The following is a 16,658-nucleotide window of genomic DNA, read 5'->3' on the forward strand; positions in this document are numbered from 1 at the left end:
CACGGCGTTCGGGCCGCCCCGATCGGTACCGGCGAGTTCCGGCCAGTGGATCAGCGCGTCACGGGATGGGGCGCAGGCTCTGCTCGATAGTCTGCACGGTCTGAGGCGGGACGGCGCCGGACACGCCAGTCGAGGTCCACAGCACCCATTCGTTGAGCTGGTCGTCGCTGCCGAGCCAGGTGATGTCGTAGGCGGTGCCGTCCGTCGCGCACTTGTTGGACTTGGGCACCGACGTCTCGGTCGCCGTCGCCACGTAGCCCTTGATGCCGTGGGAGTCGCTGAACGGCTTCGCCGCGCTGTAGGCCAGCTTGCCCTTGTCCTTCGCCTTGAGGTCGGCGAAGGCGTAGTACACCCACTGGGCGGCCATGTCCTGGGCGGCGCCCGCGACGCTCTTGGCGCCCGAGATCCCGTTGGTGCCGGTGCCCGCCAGGCTGTTGTCCTGGTCGCCGCACCACCCGTTCTTGTACTGGGCGGGGCTGTCGGCCCTGACCGCGGGGTCGCCCTTCTCGTCCTCGAATCCGATGACCGTGTCCTCGCTGGGGATCTGCCAGCCCGGCGGCACGTCGAAGGCCACCTTGCGGTCGCCGTTCGCCACCACCTGCCAGCCGGGCACCACGGGCTTGACGTCCGTGCCGCTGCCGCGCGGGCCCGCGTCGTCCGGGTCGCTCGGCTGCGGGTCCGCCGGGTTCGTGGCGGCGGGGGAGGACGCCGACGCCGAGGCCGGTGCCTTCGCCTCCGCCTTCTTGTGGCCCCCGCCGAGCAGGAGCACCGCGCCCACGCCCGCCGCGATCACCGCGACGGCGGCCGTGATGGCGATGGCCGTCGTGCGGCCGTGGTTGCCGCCGGGCGGCTTCAGCGGTGTCGTCGGCGGCCCGGACGGCGCGCCCCACTGCGGCTGCTGCCCGTAGCCGCCGCCGTAACCCGGCTGCGGCTGCGGCGGATAGCCGTACGTGGGCCCGAACCCCGGCTGTGCTTGCGGTGGTTGGCCCGGAGTCGGCTGTCCGTAGCCGGGCTGCGGCGGGCCGAAACCCTGCGGGGGCTGCCCGTACGCAGGCGGTCCCTGGGGCGGCGGGCTCTGGACGGGGCCGCCGTACGGGGGCTGGGCGCCGCCGGGCGGCGGGGGCGGGGGACCCTGCGGGTTCCACTGGGGGTTGGACTGGGGGTCCCCCTCCGGGCGCCGCTGTCCCTCGGGCTGCTGTTCTCCGGGCCACATGGCGCCAGACCTTACGGGGCCCGGGCTGCTGCGGTCACGGCTGCCCCTGCCGCCGCTTGCTACTGATTGGTAACATGCGGCCATGTCTGACACCCTGCCGTCGATCGGCGAGCTGCTGACGGCCACTGTGCCGATGGTCCGTACGCTCAACCTGGAGTACGTCGAGACCACCCCCGAGCGCGCCGTCCTGCGGCTGCCCGACCAGCCCGACTACCACAACCACATCGGCGGCCCGCACGCCGGCGCGATGTTCACCCTCGCCGAGTCCGCGAGCGGCGCGATCGTGCTGGCCGCGTTCGGTGACCAGCTGAGCCGTGCCGTGCCGCTGGCCGTGCGGTCCGAGATCGCGTTCAAGAAGGTCGCCAAGGGCGTGGTCACCGCGACCGCCACCCTGGGCCGCCCGATCGGCGAGGTCGTCGCGCAGCTCGACGCGGGGGAGCGGCCCGAGTTCCCCGTCGAGGTGGCCATCACCCGCGAGGACGGCGCCGTCAGCGGCGAGATGCACATCGTGTGGACGCTGCGCCCCAACTCCTGAGCGCCCAACTCCCGATCGCCCAACTCGTGAGCGCCTCGACTCTGTGCGCCTCAACTCCTGAGCGCGTCAACTCCAGAGCGTCCCAAGGTCTTCGCGGGCCGGTGTGACACGTTCTCCCACGGGCGAGGCCCGTGTTCGCCGATCGGCGAACACGGGCCTCGCCCTGCACTTTTCGTTCCCCGGTCACCCGGCGGGGAGCACCGGGTGACCGATGCGGACCGCTGCGGGTCGCTCAGCCCTGGTTGTCCCAGGCGTCGAAGCCGGAGGCGGCGCCGTAAAGGTCGTCGGCGACCAGGTGGTCACCCGGGTCGTTGATGGCGACGTGGTCGCCCGCGATGAAGCCGGCGCCGCCCTTGACACCACGGCTGTGGCCGTGGTCGCAGTTGTGGTGAACGGGCTTCGGCTTGTGGCAGGGGTGGTGCCACAGGCTGTTCGCGCTGGCGACACCTGCGCCGCCCAGCGTGATCATGGCGGCGGCGGCGACGGCGGCGACGGCACGGGGCAGAGTACGGGACACGTGGCCTCCAAGAAGTGTGTGCGACCCGTCGCCTCGCTGCGACGGGATGCGGTACGCACGCCACTGACTGTCACCCCGGCGGGGTGCGCATATGCCTGTTCACGGGGCTCTTCATCCCGATGGCCGCCTCCCGTTGGACTGCCGGGGGGTTTTGCGCATGCGTCCCGTCCGGCGCCCCGGGCGGCGCAGTCACCCGTGGTCCGGACGGCCCGGCGCCGTGGCGGCGGACATCACGGCCGCGAGGCAGAAGGCTCCCGCAGCGAGGAGCGCCGCCAGGTGCAGCCCGGCCGGCGGGCGGCCCGCCGCGAGACTGCCGAAGAGCGCCACGCCGAGCGCGCTGCCGACCTGGCGTGCGGCGTTGAGACCGGCCGCGGCCGCACCGCTGCGGCCGTCCGGAGCCGACTCCATCACCGCGGTCGTCGCCGCGGGCATGGCGAAGGACGTGCCGAGTCCTGACAACGCCATCGGCGCCACCAGTACCGCGTACGGCGTGTGCGGACCGGCCAGCAGCCATCCGGCCAGGCCCGCGGCGCCCGTCAGCAGCCCCGCCGTCATCGGCAGCCGAGGGCCGGTGCGCGCCGCGAGCCGTCCCGACACGAACGACGAGCCGGCCATCACCACGAACATCGGCAGCAGCGCGAGCCCGGCGCTCAACGCCCCGTAGCCGCGCTGCCGTTGGAAGTAGAGCGTGGCGAGGAACAGCAGCCCGTAGAAGCCGAGGTTGAGCAGGAGGCCGACCGCGCAACCACCCGCCAGACCGGTCCGCCGCGTTCGTTGCGGCCGTACCTCCCGCGTCCGTCCCCGTCGCGGCTCCGGCTCACGCTCAGGCCTCCGCTCCAGGGCCCGCCGCGACCCCCGTTCCGGCCGCTTCCGCAGGCCACCGCGCGCCAACGGGACGGCGCACGCCAGGCTCAGCGCGCCGCCGGTCAGGCAGCCCAGCACCAGCGGGTCCGGCCAGCCTCGCGCACCGGCCTCGTTGAGGCCGCCGGTCACCGCGGCCAGCCCCGCCACGCACGCCACTTGCGGGGCCACGGCGACGCGCGCACCGCGGTCCGGCCCGGGAGACGGCACGTACCGCCGGGTCAGCACCAACGCCAGCAGGGCGAACGGGAGGTTGACCAGGAACACCGCACGCCAGCTCAGCCCCCACACGGCCAGCCCCCCGACCAGCGGACCGGCGGCGGCGCCGAGGCCTGACAACGCGCCCCAGGCCCCGAAGGCCCTTGCCCTGGCGGCCGGTTCCGCGTAGGCGGCACGCAGCAGGGCCAGTGAGGCGGGCACCATCAGCGCCGCGCCCACCCCCTGCGCGAGCCGGGCGGCCACCAGCGCGACGGCCGTCGTGGAGGCCCCGCAGGCCGCCGAGGCGGCGCCGAACACCAGGAGCCCGCCGACGAACGCCCGGCGGTGCCCGAAGCGGTCGCCCAGGGCGCCGCACGGCAGCATCAGACAGGCGAACACCAGCGTGTAGCCGTCCACGATCCACTGGAGCGACGAGGATCCGGCGTCCAGCGCGGTGCCGATCGACGGCACGGCCACGGTGACCACGGTGACGTCGAGGATCACCATGAAGAACCCCAGCGAGACCGCCAGCAGCGGCAGCCAGGCGGCGGGCTCGCGGCCGTCCGGCCGAGCGGGCGTGGTCCGCGGAGCAGTGCGGTCACGTTCTCGTGCGGTGGTCATGGGACCACGATGGCGCCGGAACGTTTCGGCCCGGCCCGAAGCATGGGCGCCGCGCCCCGGGCGCACGTCGCGTCGCCCGTTCTCCCCGCACGCTTCGCTCCCCGTCGAAACGTGCGCTGCCTACGCTGGAGACATGAACGCGAACACCGCCGACCGGGTGGAGCGCGAGGCCGACGTGGCCGCCGTCGCCGCCGTGTTCGGAGACGCCTCCCGGGTGCGCGTGCTGCTCGCCCTCGGCGACGGGCGGCAACTGCCCGCGAGCGTCCTGGCCGCCGAAGCCGGGGTGTCGCCGTCGACCGTGAGCGCGCACCTGAACAGGCTGCTTCAGGCGGGACTCGTCACCGTCGCCAGCCACGGGCGCCACCGCTACTATCGGCTCGGCGGCCCCGACGTGTCCGACGTACTGGAGGCACTGGCCCGGGTTGCGCCGCCGAAGACCGTACGTTCGCTGCGGGATGGGACGCGCGCCGCCCAGCTGCGGCGCTGCCGCACCTGCTACGACCACCTCGCCGGGCGGCTCGGGGTGGCGCTGATGGACGCCCTGCTGGAACGCGGCGTGCTCACCGGCGGCGACGGCGTGTACCGGCCCGAGCGCGCCGACCACGACCGGCCGTCAGCGCCCGGCCACGACACGCGTTACCGCGTCACGCCCGAGGGCCACCGGTTCCTCGCCGACTTCGGAGTCGATCCCGGCCAACTCCCGCGCCGCAGGCCCGCGATCCGCTACTGCGTGGACTGGAGCGAGCAGCGGCACCACCTCTCCGGCGCGCTGGGCGCGGCCCTGACCGGGCGGCTGTTCGCGCTGGAGTGGATCAAGCGGGGAGACGCGCGGCGGGTGGTGCGCGTCACCGAGGCCGGCCGCGAGGGGCTGGTGCGCGCCTTCGGTCTCGCCGAGGACTGGGACACACCCGAACGGGTGCCGAGCCGCGCCTGAGGGGCACTCGTGCGGCGGCCCGTGCGTTTCCGGTACGTACCGGCGTTCGCTTAGGCTTCCGGACGACCGGCCGTACGCCGGGAGGGCGCCGCGGCATCGAGCCGGCGGGACGTCGGCGGTCCGGGTGCGCGAGGCCCGGGGGTGACCAGGGAGGAAGCGGCCTTGCACGTACAGGAGTGGCTCCAGCACATTCCGCCGGTCGTGGTCTATGTGGTGGTGGCCGCGGTCATCGGGGTGGAGAGCCTCGGCATTCCGCTGCCGGGCGAGATCGTGCTGGTCAGCGCCTCGCTGCTGGCCGTGGGTCACACCGTCGACCCGCTCGCCGTGGGCGCCTCGGCTGTCGTGGGCGCGGTGATCGGCGACTCCATCGGCTACGCGATCGGCCACCGGTACGGTAAGGCGATCTTCGAACGGCTGGGGCGGAGATTCCCCAGGCACTTCGGCCCCGACCACATCGCCAAGGCCGAGCGGTCCTTCCAGCGCTGGGGGATGTGGGCGGTCTTCTTCGGCCGGTTCATCGCGTTCCTGCGGATCTTCGCCGGACCCCTGGCGGGTGTGCTGCGCATGCCGTACTGGAAGTTCCTCACGGCGAACCTGCTGGGCGGCATCGCCTGGGCGGGCGGCACCACCGCGGCCGTCTACTACGTGGGCGTGGTCGCGGAGAAGTGGCTCAAGGACATCTCCTACGTGGGCCTGGCCGCCGCCCTCGTGGCCATCGCGGCGGGCGTGGTGATCGCCTGGCGCAGGGCGAAGGCGAAGGCCGCCGGTAAGCACGGCGAGGACGACGGAGACGACAGCGACGAGCGCCGGACCCGGACGGTCGGCGTGGGGGAGTGACCCCAGGCGGTCGGTGCAGGGAGTGACACGGGCGGTCGGTGTGGGTGAGTGATACGGGCGGTCGGCCCGCGGAAGGCGCCGGCCTCCGTCGTGGGCCCGGGCCTCTCGCGGTCCGGGCTTTCGTGTCCCGCTCAGGCCCGCGGGGTCTCCCGCGCGTTCCCCACCGCCTCGCGGTGCGCACGCGCCAGACCCACGTAGTGCTCCGCGTTGATCCGCACCATCTCCCGCTCCTCGTCGGTCAGTTGGCGCCTGACCTTGGCGGGCACACCCGCGACCAGCGAACCGGGCGGCACCTGCGTCCCCTGCGGCACGAGCGCCTGGGCCGCCACGAGTGAACCGGCGCCGATCCGGGCGCCGTTGAGGACCGTGGCGCCCATACCGATCAGCACGTCGTCCTCCACCACGCACCCGTGCAGTACGGCGTTGTGGCCGACCGAGACCCGCTCGCCCACGACCGCGGGGAAGCCGGGATCGGCGTGCACCGTGCAGTTGTCCTGGATGTTGCTGCCGGCGCCGACGCTGACGCGTTCGCAGTCCCCGCGCAGCACCGCGTGGTACCAGACGCTGGACCCGGCCGCCATCGCCACCTCGCCGACCACCACCGACGTCGGCGCGGTGAACGCCTCCGGATCCACCGCGGGCTCACGTCCCGCCACGGCCGCTACCAGTGCCTTGTCCGTCATGCGGGTCACCGTAGCGCGAGGGCGCTGGCGTACGGTGTGCGGGTGCCGAAGAACAGAAACGTGTTCTCATCCGTGACCGCGTGGCGCCGCCGGACCGCCGCGCGACTGGTGCACCGGGCCGACCGTTGGGTGAGGGAGGCCGCCTCGATCAGCGCCGAGACCCCCGGCCCCTACGCGTTCGCGCGCATCGGTGCCGGGACCCGGCTGGCCTATCCGCAGGGCACGATCTTCGGCGAACGATGGATCGAACTCGGAGCCTGCTGCATCATCGCCGAGCAGGTCACGCTGACCGTCGGGATGATGCCGGGCCAGGAGTTCGGCCCCGAACCCCTGCTGCGGCTCGGCGACGGCGTGGTGCTCGGGCGCGGCAGCCATGTCGTGGCCTCGGAGTCCGTGGTCCTCGGCGACAACGTCTTCTGCGGCCCGTACGTCTACGTGACCAGCGACAACCATTCCTACGACGACCCGCAGCAGGCGATCGGCCATCAGTGGCCGCGCAGCGCGCCGGTGGAGATCGGCTCGGGCAGCTGGCTGGGCGTGGGCGCGGTCGTCCTGCCCGGCGCCCGCATCGGCCGCAACGTGGCCGTCGCCGCCGGGGCGGTCGTACGCGGCGAGATCCCCGACCACTCGGTGGTCGCGGGCGCGCCGGCGAGGGTCGTGCGCCGGTGGGACCCGGCCGACGGCTGGCAGCCCCCGCTGCGCACCCCCGCCCCCGTGCCGCTGCCCGACGGCATCACGGCGGCGCAACTCACGGCCCTCGCGGAGCTGGAGGAGGCGCGAGCGAAGGACGCGGCGGAACGCGAGGCGGAGGCGGGCGCCTCCGGCGTGGACAGCGCGGCACCCGCGGGCCCCTGAAGCGTCGTGCGCGCGGCGGGCGCGTCAGCCCGCCGCCAGCAGCACCGACCCCGCAACCGCCAGCCCGGCCCCCGCGGCCTGGAGCACGAGCAGCCGTTCCTTGAGCACCCCGCGCGCGGCCAGCGCCGTCACCACGGGATACAAGGAGGCCAGCACCGCGGCGACGGTCACCGGGCCGCTGCGTGCCGCGAGCGCGTAGCACCCGTTGGCGGCCACGTCGGCAAGGCCCACGAAGGCCAGCGCGGGCAGCCCGCGCGCCACCTCGGACAGTCCGCCCTCCGGCAGCGCGGGCGCGCCCCGCCGGACCGAGACCGCCAGCACGGTGCCGCCGACCGCCACGTTGCACAGGCGCTGCACGAACAGCGCGAGGAACAGCCCGGTCACGTTCACCGACGCCTCGGCGATCAGGGCCATCACGGCGCCGAATCCCACCGCCGCCGTCAGCGTCAGCGCGACGGTCTTGCGCTGCACCGGCGCGCCGCGCAGCTGGGGACCGCCGGCCAGGACGACGCCGACCACGGCGACCAGGATGCCCGCGTACTGGATGAGCCCGGGCCGCTCCCCGAGCGCCAGACCCACCCCGACCGGCACCGCCACGCCCACGGTGGCCAGCGGTGAGACCACGCCCATCGGGCCGAGCGCCAGCGCCCGGTAGAAGCACAGCATGGCGGCCGGGCCGACCACGCCCGCCGCGACCGCGAACCACAGGCGCGGTCCCGCCTCGCTCCAGCCGCCCGTGCCCAGCACCACCGCCCCCAGCACCACGACCGCGGCGGTCTGCGAGACCACGACGACGGTGAGCGCCGGAACGCGTCGGGTCAGCAGCCCGCCGCCGAAGTCGGCGAAACCCCAGAGCAGGCTGGTGGCCAGGGCGAAGACCGCGGTCACGGGAGAACCTCGCAGTACAGTGTGATGAACGATGGAGTGCACTCCACCGTAGTGCAATGGCCTGCATTACGCCATGCAGAATATTGCACCGAGGTGGAGGGGCACATGGCTCGATCTGCGATCTTGGGGATGATAGGTGCCGGATCTCGATGTCGTGGCGCAGGCGCTCGCACGCAACCTGAAGCGACTGCGCCAGGAACGCGGATACTCGCTCGACGCGCTCGCCGGCCGGTCGGGGGTGAGCCGCGGCATGATCATCCAGATCGAGCAGGCCCGCACCAACCCCAGCATCGGCACGGTCGTCCGTGTCGCCGACGCCCTCGGCCTGAGCATCGCCCGCCTGCTGGACTACGCGGACAGCCCCACCGTGCGCCTGGTCCCGGCGGACCGGGCGCTGCGGCTCTGGGAGACCCCGGCCGGCAGCCACGGCACCCTCCAGGCGGGAGCCGAGGCACCGGGCCCGCTGGAGATGTGGTCCTGGCGGATCATGCCGGGGGAGGGACACGACTCGGACCCGCACCCGGCCGGTACCACCGAGCTGATCAGAGTGGACGCGGGCGTCCTCACCCTCGTGGTGAACGGCGAGGAACACCTCGTCCCCGCGGGCGCCACCGCGAGCTTCGAGGCGAGCGGCCCCCACGGCTACCACAATCCGGGCCCCGAACCGGCCGAGATGACCATGGCGATCTCCGTGCCCGCGCCGCGCTGACTCCGGCGCGCACGGCGGCTGTTAGCGTGCGGGCATGCCCGCACCCATCGGCGACTTCGACGAAGCCCCGCCCGCCACCGAGCGTCTCGACCTCCTCGCGCCGCCGGTCGCCGCCGCCCTGCGCGCCTGGCCCGGCCCGGTCCCCGTCGAGCGGGTGCGGTACGTGGACACCGACCCGGCCAACGCCGACACCGCGGTCTTCGGTGAGGTCTACGGGGTGCCGCCCGAGCAGTCCGCCAACTGCGTCGTCGTCGCGGGCAAGCGGGGCCAGGACGTCACGCTCGCCGGCTGCGTCGTCCTCGCCCACACGCGCGCCGACGTCAACGGCCTCGTCCGCCGCCATCTCGGCGCCCGCAAGGCCTCGTTCGCCGCGATGGACACCGCGGTGGGCGAGACGGGCATGGAGTACGGCGGTATCTCCCCCATCGGGCTCCCGGACCGCTGGCCGCTGCTGATCGACGCGGCGGTGGCCATCACCCCCTATGTGGTGGTGGGCAGCGGGAAGCGGCGCGGCAAGCTGCTGGTGCCCGGCGAAGCGCTGGCCGCGCTGCCCGGCGCCGTCGTGCTGGAGGGGCTCGGCGGCTGAGCGGCCCACCGCGGCACGTCCAGCGACAACGCCGTCGAGTGCTCGGCGAACCCCATCGCCCGGTACATGCCCTCCGCCTCCGTGGTCGCGTGCAGGTCGACCCGGGTGACGCCCTGATCGGCGAACCAGCGCAGCAACGCCTCGGTCGTCGCCCGCGCGTAGCCCCGGCCGCGGTACGCCGGATCGGTGCAGACGTTGAAGACGAAGCCGAACCGGCCGGTCGGGTGCGAGGGCGCGGGCAGGCGCTGCTCGACCGTCCCGACCGCGCAGGCGGCCAGTCCCGTGCCGGTCTGCGCGTCAACCACGAAGGCGCCGAGGCGCGGGGCGGACGACTCCGCAGGCCCGGCGGCGAGCATCGACCGGACCAGCTCGGCTCCGGTCCGCTCCCAAGGCCCGGGCCGCGCATGGCCGTTCATCGCCTCGAACATCAGCCGCCGCAGCCGCATGAGTTCCGGCGCGTCCGCCGGTCCCGCGCTTCGTACCGTGTGCATGCCCGGACGGTAGCCGCCCGGCGGTCCACCGTCAGCCGGATTCCGGCACGTGGGACGCGGCTGCCCGCGCGCCGGGGCGGGACGGGCCGTCGCTTCCGCTCGCCCCGGCCGGCCCACCCACGCCTGCCCGCCCGGTCCGCTCGCCTCAGCCCGGTGACCCCGGCGGGTTCGTCCCGGCCGGCTCACCCGCGTCCGCTCGCCTCAGCCTCGTCACCCCGGCCGGTTCGTCCCGGCCTGCTCGCCTCGGCCCGGTGGCGCGCCTCAGCCCAGCCGGGGTATCTCGATGGCCGGGCAGCGGTTCATCACCATCTCCAGGCCGGCGCGGCGGGTGCGTTCGTACGCCGCCTCGTCGATCACACCCAGCTGGAACCAGACCGCCTTGGCACCGATCGCGACCGCCTCGTCCGCGACTCCGCCGGCCAGACCGGAGTTGACGAAGACGTCCACCACGTCGACCGGGAAGGGCATCTCCGCGAGTGACGCGTAGCCACGTTCCCCGTGCACCGTCTCCGCCTTCGGGTGGACCGGCACGATGCGCTTGCCGTACCGCTGGAGGGCCCGCGCCACGCCGTACGCCGCGCGCCGCTCGTTGCCCGAGAGCCCGACCACCGCCCAGGTGTCGCCGGTCGAGGTGAGGATCCGGCGCACGGTCTCGTCGTCCGCGTGCCGGTTTCCGTTGCCGTGAAGGCCCTTGCCCTCATGGCCGCGCCCGCCCCCGTGGCCTTGCCCCGGAACGCCCGCGTGTCCCTCCCGGTGTCCTTCTACCCCGCTCATGTCGTCCTCCAGCCCCGCGACCTCGTCCGTCGACCCCTCACGCCTGGAGAACGGACCGCGCGCCCCGGCCATTCCCGTCGCCGTGTCACCCGAAATGACGAATTACGCTGGGACGATGCAGGAGCAGTACGAGACGGTCGCCCGTGAGGGCGTGCATGAGACCGAGGTCAACCGGTCCCGCTTCCTCTGCGCGCTCGCGCCCGCCGCGACCGAGGCCGAGGCCCAGGACTTCGTCCGCCGGGTCCGCGCCGAACACCCGGGCGCGAACCACAACTGCTTCGCGTATGTCATCGGCGCCGACGCCGCCGTGCAGAAGGCGAGCGACGACGGCGAACCCGGCGGCACGGCCGGGGCGCCGATGCTCCAGATGCTGATGCGGCGCGACATCCGCTACGCGGTCGCCGTCGTCACCCGGTACTTCGGCGGTGTGAAACTGGGCGCCGGCGGGCTGATCCGTGCCTATGGCGGGGCGGTCGGCGAGGCGCTGGACGCTCTCGGCACCGTCACCCGGCGCAGGTACCGGCTCGGCACCGTCACGGTCGGCCACGCCCAGGCGGGCCGCCTGGAGAACGACCTGCGCTCCACCGGCCGCGCGGTGCGCGAGGTCCGCTACGGCGAGGCGGTCGCCATCGAGATCGGCCTGCCGGAGGCGGACGTCGACTCCTTCCGTTCCTGGCTCGCCGACGCGAGCGCCGGAACGGCGACGTTCGACCTCGGCGGGGAGGCGTACGGGACGGTCTGAGCCGGCGCGCGGCGCATGAGGCCCGGCGCGCGGCGCATAGGGCCCGGCGTCCGGCGCGCGGCGTGTTCGGTGTGCGTGTCCGGTGCCTCGCATACCGCGCGGGACGTCCAAGGACACTCTTCCTGCCCGTATTTCAGGCGCTATGTCCGAACCTGGCCCGCACTTCGCGGCGTTGCCGGCCCCGCTGTCGGACCCCGCCGATAGTGTGCGGATCATGCGGTTGCTGCACACCTCCGACTGGCACCTGGGGCGCTCCTTCCACCGGGTGAACCTCCTGCCCGCCCAGGAGGCGTTCGTGGACCACCTGGTGGCGACGGTCCGCGCCGAGCGGGTGGACGCCGTGCTGGTGGCGGGGGACGTGTACGACCGCGCGGTGCCGCCGCTGGCCGCCGTGGAGCTGTTCGACGACGCCCTGCACCGGCTCGCCGGGCTCGGGGTGCCCACGGTGATGATCTCCGGCAACCACGACTCTCCGCGACGCCTCGGCGTCGGCGCCCGGCTGATGGAACGGGCCGGGGTACACCTGCGGACCACGCCCGGCGGCAGCGCCACCCCCGTCGTGCTCACCGACCGGCACGGAGACGTCGCCGTCTACGGGCTCCCGTACCTCGAACCGGCCCTGGTGCGCGACGAGTTGGGCGCGACCCGGGCCGACCACGCCAGCGTGCTCGAGGCGGCGGCCGACCTGGTCCGCGCCGACCTGGCCACCCGTTCCGCGGGCACCCGTTCCGTCGCGCTCGCGCATGCCTTCGTCACCGGCGGTGTGCCCTGCGACAGCGAGCGGGACATCACCGTGGGCGGCGTGGCGGCCGTCCCCGCCGAGGTGTTCGCGGGGCTGGACTACGTGGCGCTGGGCCATCTGCACGGCTGCCAGAGGATCACCGAGCGCGTCCGCTACTCCGGCTCGCCGCTCGCCTACTCCTTCTCGGAGGCCGCGCAGCGCAAGAGCATGTGGCTGGTGGACCTCGGCCCCCGTGGCGAGATCGCGGCGGAGCGCGTGGACTGCCCCGTGCCGCGCCCGCTGGCCCGCGTCCGCGGCACGCTGGAGGAACTGCTCGCCGACCCGTCGCTGGAGCGCCACGAGGACGCGTGGGTGGAGGCGACACTCATCGACCCGTACCGCCCCGAGGAGCCGATGGCCCGGCTCACCGCCAGGTTCCCACACCTGCTCGCCCTCTCCTTCGACCCGCAGGGCGCCGAGGACGATCCGCTGACCAGCTACGCGCAACGCCTGCGCGGCCGCTCCGACCAGCAGATCGCCGAGGACTTCGTCGCCCACGTGCGCGGCACCGTCCCCGACGAACGCGAACGGGCCGTGCTGAACGAGGCGTTCGACGCCGTGCGGACGCGGGCCGTCGCGGACGAGGCGGTGGCGCCATGAGGCTGCACCGGATGACGATGACCGCGTTCGGCCCCTACCCGGGCGGTTGCGCGATCGACTTCGACGAACTGTCCACCGCCGGGCTCTTCCTGCTGCACGGTGCCACCGGCGCGGGCAAGACCTCGGTGCTGGACGCCGTCTGCTACGCGCTCTACGCGGGGGTGCCGGGAGCGCGGCAGGGCCTGCGCCCGCGCAGCGACCACGCCGACCCGGACGTCGTCACCGAGGTCGTGCTCGAATTCAGCGCGGGCGGGCGGCGGTTGGAGGTCACCCGCCGACCCGAGCAGGACCGCCCCAAGAAGCGCGGCAACGGCACCACCCTGGAGAGGGCGCACAGCGCGCTGCGCGAATACCTGCCGGGCACCGGCGAGTGGAAGGCGCTGAGCCGCTCGCACCAGGAGATCGGCGAGGAGATCACCCAACTGCTCGGCATGAGCCGCGAGCAGTTCTGCCAGGTGGTGCTGCTGCCGCAGGGGGAGTTCTCCCGCTTTCTGCGTTCCGACGCGAAGGACCGCGCAGAGCTGCTCGGCAAGCTCTTCGACACGCGCCGCTTCGAGGCGGTCGAGTCCTGGCTGAACGAACGGCGCAAGGAGGCCGAGGAAGGGGTCCGCGCGCAGGACGAACTCCTGGTGGCGCTCGCCCACCGCATGCGCCAGGCGGCCGGCGACCTCTCGACGCCGCCCACCGCGCCCGCCCCGAAGGCCGCCGCGTCCTCCTCCTCGGCCGCGATGGCCGCCGTGACCGCCGGTGTCCCGGCCGCCCGGGCCGCGACCGCCGACCGCACACGGCGTGCCGATGGGGCTGCCGAGGTCCGCTCCGCGGAGCCATGGCCCCTCCCCGGCCTGACGCCCGGCGACCCCGGCCTCGCGGACGACGTCCTGACCTGGGCCGCGATCACCCGGACCACCGCGCGCGAACGCCACGACATCGCCGCCCTCGCCCTCGACGCCGCCGAGCGGGCGCACCGCGAGGCGGAACGCGCGCTGGAGCGGGATCGCGCGACGGCGGAGCGGCAGCGGACGCTGGCCGAGGCCGAGGACCGCCTCGCCCGGCTGGACGACGAGCGTGACGCGTACGAGCAGGCGCGCAGTCGCCTCGAACGGGCCGCTGCCGCCGACCAGGTAACCCCGGCTCTGGAAGCGCTCGATCGTGCGGCGCGCGAGCAGCATCAGGCGTCCCGTCGGCTGCGGGACGTGCTCGCCGCGCTGCCGCCCGACACGCTGCCGCCTGACGCGGGGGAGCCGCCGTACGAGGAAGCGGGCCTCGCCGAACGGGAGCGCCAGGTGCGGCGTGAACTCGGCCGCCTCGAAGCCGCCCGCGACGCCGAGGCCCGCGCCGAGCGCCTCGCCGCCGAACGCGCCGGTCTGGAGCGCGAGACGTCCCGGGCCGAGGCGCTGGACCAGGACACCGCCCAGTGGCTGGCGGATTGGGACGCGCTGAGGGCCGCGCTGCGCCGCAGGCTCGATGACGCCCAGGAGGCGGCGACCCGTGCCGAGCAGTTGGCCGGCCGCCTGGAGCCTGCCCGCCGCCGTCTGCGGGCCGCCGCCGCCCGCGACGAACTGGCGGCCGCCGAACGCGCCGCGCGAGGACCGCTGCTCACCGCCCGGGAGACCGCGGCCGCCGCCCGCGAACGCTGGCTGGACCTGCGGGAGGCGCGGCTGCGAGGCATCGCGGCCGAACTCGCCACCGCCCTCGTCGACGGCGAGCCCTGCCCGGTCTGCGGCGGCGCCGACCATCCCCGTCCCGCCGTCCCCGGCGCCCACCGCGTGGATCCTGCCGTGGAGGAACGGGCGCAGGCCGCCCACGACCACGCCGAGGCCGAACGGGCTCGGCTGGAGGCCGAATTGGCGGCGCTACGCGAGCGCCGGGCCGCCGCGGAGAGCGAGGCGGGCGACGCCCCTGCCGACGAACTGGCCTCCCGCCTGGCCGCTTTGGAACGCGAGCACGCCGAGGCCCGCCGGGTGGCGGCAGGCGCGCACTCCGCCCGCGAGGAAATGGACCGCGCCGAGCGCGAGCATGCCCGGCGGCTGGACGAGCAGCGCGAGACGCAGGCCAGGGCAGCGGCGCGGCTCTCGCGGCGCGAGGCGCTGGACGGCGAACTCGCCGCGCTCGACGCCCAGGTGGCCGCGGCCCGGGGCGAGCACGGCAGCGTCGCCGAGCGCACGACCCGGCTGGAGTCGCTGGCGTCCGCGCTCTGCGAGGCGGCGGAGGCCGCGCGTGAACAGGCGTCGGCGGCCGACAGGCTCGCCGACGCGCAGCTGCGGCTGGCGGAAACCGCGCGCGAGGCGGGCTTCGCCGACCCGGGTCAGGCGGCCGAGGCGAGGCTGGACGAGACGCGCCGCCGCGAGCTGACCGCGCGCGTCCAGGAGTACGACAGGAGACGGGCGGCTGCGCAGGAGGTCGTCGCCGATCCGGCCGTGCGAGCCGCCGCTCAGCTGCCGCCCGCCGACCCGGCGGCCCGCCGGGGCGAACTGGACGCCGCCATCGAGCGGTTGCGCCGGGCGTCCGCCGCCGAGGCCGCCGCGGCCCAGCGCCGGGCCGAGCTGGACCGGCTCTCCGCGCAGGCGGCGCACCGGGCGGCCGGGACGGCGCCGCTGCGGGAGGAGCACGCCAGGCTGCGGCGGCTGGCGCAGCTCGCGGCGGGGACCTCCCAGGAGAACGAGCTGAAGATGCGCCTGGAGTCGTACGTGCTCGCCGCCCGGCTGGAGCAGGTCGCGGCAGCCGCGAGCGTGCGGCTGCGGCGCATGTCGTCCGGCCGCTACACGCTGGTGCACACCGACGCCAGGGGGCCGCGCCGGGTCAGGTCGGGGCTGGGCCTGCGAGTGGTCGACGCCTGGACCGGCACCGAGCGCGACACCGCGACGCTCTCCGGCGGCGAGACGTTCTTCGCCTCCCTGGCCCTCGCCCTCGGCCTCGCGGACGTGGTGACCGACGAGGCGGGAGCGGTGCGGCTCGACACGCTCTTCATCGACGAGGGCTTCGGCAGCCTCGACGACCAGACGCTGGACGAGGTGCTCGACGTGCTGGACTCGCTACGCGAACGCGACCGGGCGGTTGGCATCGTCAGCCATGTCTCCGACCTGCGCCACCGCATCCCCGTCCAGCTGGAGGTGATCAAGCACCGCCACGGCTCCTCGGTGCGCCACCGCACGGGCGCGGGTCACGCCGTCACCGGCAGCTGCTGAACCGCCCGGGCGGGCGCACGGCTCACCCCGAAGGCCCGCCTCGGTGGGCTCGTCACTGCGGCATGGCGGTCAGTTCGTACGCCCACAGCCCGTCGCGGTCGGCGACACGGGTGTATCCGGCGCGGGAGAGGACCGCCTGGGAGGGCGTGTTGGACGGCTCGGTGGTCGCCACGGCACGCCGCACCCCGGGCCTGCCCAGCGCCCAGCCGGACAGCAGCCGCAGGGCGTCGGTCGCCCACCCCGCGCCACGGGCCGACACCGACAGGTCGTAGCCGATCTCCACCTCACCGTCCAGCGGCGGGCCGTGGAAGCCGATGCCGCCCACCGCCACCTCGTCCTCGGCCCGCAGCACGCAGTAGACGCCCCACCCCGGAACGTAGGTGCCCGCGAGCACCGACTTCAGCACGATCCCGGCGGCGCCCACCGTCCCGTCACCAGGCAGGCCGTCGATCCAGCGCAGGCCCGCGGTCTCGCCGTCCGCGATCCGGGCCGCGTCCCGCGGCAGCACCTCCCACAGGACGACCCGCCCCTCGCGCAGCACCGTCCGCTCCGCCTCGTACGCATCCACCACGAAACACCCCCGTTTCCCCACCGCTGTTCAGACCCGCACCCGCCGCCCTGTCCGGCCGGGCACGGCGGCGGTCCACC

17 protein-coding genes are annotated in these 16,658 nt (G+C 74.6%); 9 read left to right on the plus strand and 8 right to left on the minus strand.

What is annotated here, in order from left to right:
- Positions 1-58 precede the first annotated feature (58 nt).
- On the minus strand, positions 59-1,213 hold the full coding sequence (locus CK485_RS10235; protein WP_109449245.1) for a hypothetical protein: 1,155 nt from the start codon (positions 1,211-1,213) through the stop codon (positions 59-61).
- 82 nt (positions 1,214-1,295) lie between these two features.
- Here CK485_RS10235 and CK485_RS10240 point away from each other — a divergent pair, with 82 nt between their 5' ends.
- Positions 1,296-1,748 carry a DUF4442 domain-containing protein gene (locus tag CK485_RS10240; RefSeq protein ID WP_109449247.1) on the plus strand — a complete coding sequence of 151 codons (453 nt, stop codon included), beginning with the start codon at positions 1,296-1,298 and terminating at the stop codon, positions 1,746-1,748.
- Between the two features lie 232 nt (positions 1,749-1,980).
- Here the strand turns inward: CK485_RS10240 and CK485_RS10245 are convergent, their stop codons facing one another.
- Together CK485_RS10245 and CK485_RS10250 are read right to left on the minus strand one after the other, a co-directional pair.
- Positions 1,981-2,265 carry a hypothetical protein gene (locus CK485_RS10245; RefSeq protein WP_109449249.1) on the minus strand — a complete coding sequence of 95 codons (285 nt, stop codon included), beginning with the start codon at positions 2,263-2,265 and terminating at the stop codon, positions 1,981-1,983.
- Between the two features lie 189 nt (positions 2,266-2,454).
- On the minus strand, positions 2,455-3,945 hold the full coding sequence (locus tag CK485_RS10250; RefSeq protein ID WP_109449251.1) for an MFS transporter: 1,491 nt from the start codon (positions 3,943-3,945) through the stop codon (positions 2,455-2,457).
- Positions 3,946-4,078: 133 nt separating this feature from the next.
- On the opposite strand from CK485_RS10250, the gene CK485_RS10255 reads away from it, so the two are divergent.
- Positions 4,079-4,879, plus strand: a complete 801-nt coding sequence (locus CK485_RS10255) for a winged helix-turn-helix domain-containing protein (RefSeq protein ID WP_109449253.1) — start codon at positions 4,079-4,081, stop codon at positions 4,877-4,879.
- A gap of 162 nt (positions 4,880-5,041) precedes the next feature.
- A complete protein-coding gene (locus tag CK485_RS10260) occupies positions 5,042-5,716 on the plus strand; it encodes a DedA family protein (RefSeq protein WP_109449255.1) in 675 nt (224 codons plus the stop codon).
- Positions 5,717-5,847: 131 nt separating this feature from the next.
- Here CK485_RS10260 and CK485_RS10265 read toward each other — a convergent pair whose 3' ends face one another.
- Positions 5,848-6,399, minus strand: coding sequence for a gamma carbonic anhydrase family protein (locus CK485_RS10265; RefSeq protein ID WP_109449257.1), 552 nt, complete (start codon positions 6,397-6,399; stop codon positions 5,848-5,850).
- A gap of 42 nt (positions 6,400-6,441) precedes the next feature.
- Here CK485_RS10265 and CK485_RS10270 point away from each other — a divergent pair, with 42 nt between their 5' ends.
- Positions 6,442-7,254: an acyltransferase gene (locus CK485_RS10270; protein WP_109449258.1), complete on the plus strand. Its 813-nt coding sequence runs from the start codon at positions 6,442-6,444 to the stop codon at positions 7,252-7,254.
- A gap of 24 nt (positions 7,255-7,278) precedes the next feature.
- Here the strand turns inward: CK485_RS10270 and CK485_RS10275 are convergent, their stop codons facing one another.
- On the minus strand, positions 7,279-8,142 hold the full coding sequence (locus CK485_RS10275) for an EamA family transporter (protein ID WP_109449260.1): 864 nt from the start codon (positions 8,140-8,142) through the stop codon (positions 7,279-7,281).
- A gap of 136 nt (positions 8,143-8,278) precedes the next feature.
- Here CK485_RS10275 and CK485_RS10280 point away from each other — a divergent pair, with 136 nt between their 5' ends.
- Together CK485_RS10280 and CK485_RS10285 are read left to right on the plus strand one after the other, a co-directional pair.
- The gene (locus CK485_RS10280) at positions 8,279-8,851 is read left to right on the plus strand and encodes an XRE family transcriptional regulator (RefSeq protein ID WP_109449262.1); all 573 of its coding nucleotides are present in this window, start codon (positions 8,279-8,281) and stop codon (positions 8,849-8,851) included.
- A gap of 34 nt (positions 8,852-8,885) precedes the next feature.
- Positions 8,886-9,437 carry a YbaK/EbsC family protein gene (locus CK485_RS10285; protein WP_109449264.1) on the plus strand — a complete coding sequence of 184 codons (552 nt, stop codon included), beginning with the start codon at positions 8,886-8,888 and terminating at the stop codon, positions 9,435-9,437.
- Here the strand turns inward: CK485_RS10285 and CK485_RS10290 are convergent.
- Both CK485_RS10290 and CK485_RS10295 read right to left on the minus strand, forming a co-directional pair.
- On the minus strand, positions 9,332-9,928 hold the full coding sequence (locus CK485_RS10290; RefSeq protein ID WP_109449266.1) for a GNAT family N-acetyltransferase: 597 nt from the start codon (positions 9,926-9,928) through the stop codon (positions 9,332-9,334). The two genes, CK485_RS10285 and CK485_RS10290, sit on opposite strands and share 106 nt — an antisense overlap.
- A 261-nt stretch (positions 9,929-10,189) precedes the next feature.
- Entirely contained in the window at positions 10,190-10,576 is a 387-nt protein-coding gene (locus tag CK485_RS10295; RefSeq protein WP_241968432.1) for a CoA-binding protein, read from the minus strand.
- A 241-nt stretch (positions 10,577-10,817) separates the two neighbouring features.
- Here CK485_RS10295 and CK485_RS10300 point away from each other — a divergent pair, with 241 nt between their 5' ends.
- The 3 genes from CK485_RS10300 (at position 10,818) to CK485_RS10310 (ending at position 16,010) form a co-directional block, all read left to right on the plus strand.
- Positions 10,818-11,444, plus strand: a complete 627-nt coding sequence (locus CK485_RS10300) for a YigZ family protein (protein ID WP_109449268.1) — start codon at positions 10,818-10,820, stop codon at positions 11,442-11,444.
- A 214-nt stretch (positions 11,445-11,658) separates the two neighbouring features.
- Positions 11,659-12,825, plus strand: a complete 1,167-nt coding sequence (locus CK485_RS10305; protein WP_109452729.1) for an exonuclease SbcCD subunit D — start codon at positions 11,659-11,661, stop codon at positions 12,823-12,825.
- Entirely contained in the window at positions 12,822-16,010 is a 3,189-nt protein-coding gene (locus tag CK485_RS10310; RefSeq protein ID WP_109449270.1) for an SMC family ATPase, read from the plus strand. Before CK485_RS10305 ends, CK485_RS10310 begins: the two co-directional genes overlap by 4 nt.
- A gap of 52 nt (positions 16,011-16,062) precedes the next feature.
- Here the strand turns inward: CK485_RS10310 and CK485_RS10315 are convergent, their stop codons facing one another.
- Positions 16,063-16,578 (minus strand): GNAT family protein, encoded by a 516-nt coding sequence (locus CK485_RS10315; RefSeq protein WP_199239306.1) that lies wholly within the window; start codon positions 16,576-16,578, stop codon positions 16,063-16,065.
- Positions 16,579-16,658: the final 80 nt, after the last annotated feature.

Origin of the sequence: Streptomyces sp. ICBB 8177 (assembly GCF_003144095.1) — a bacterium.
In the GTDB taxonomy this organism is placed as follows: Bacteria; Actinomycetota; Actinomycetes; order Streptomycetales; family Streptomycetaceae; genus Streptantibioticus_D.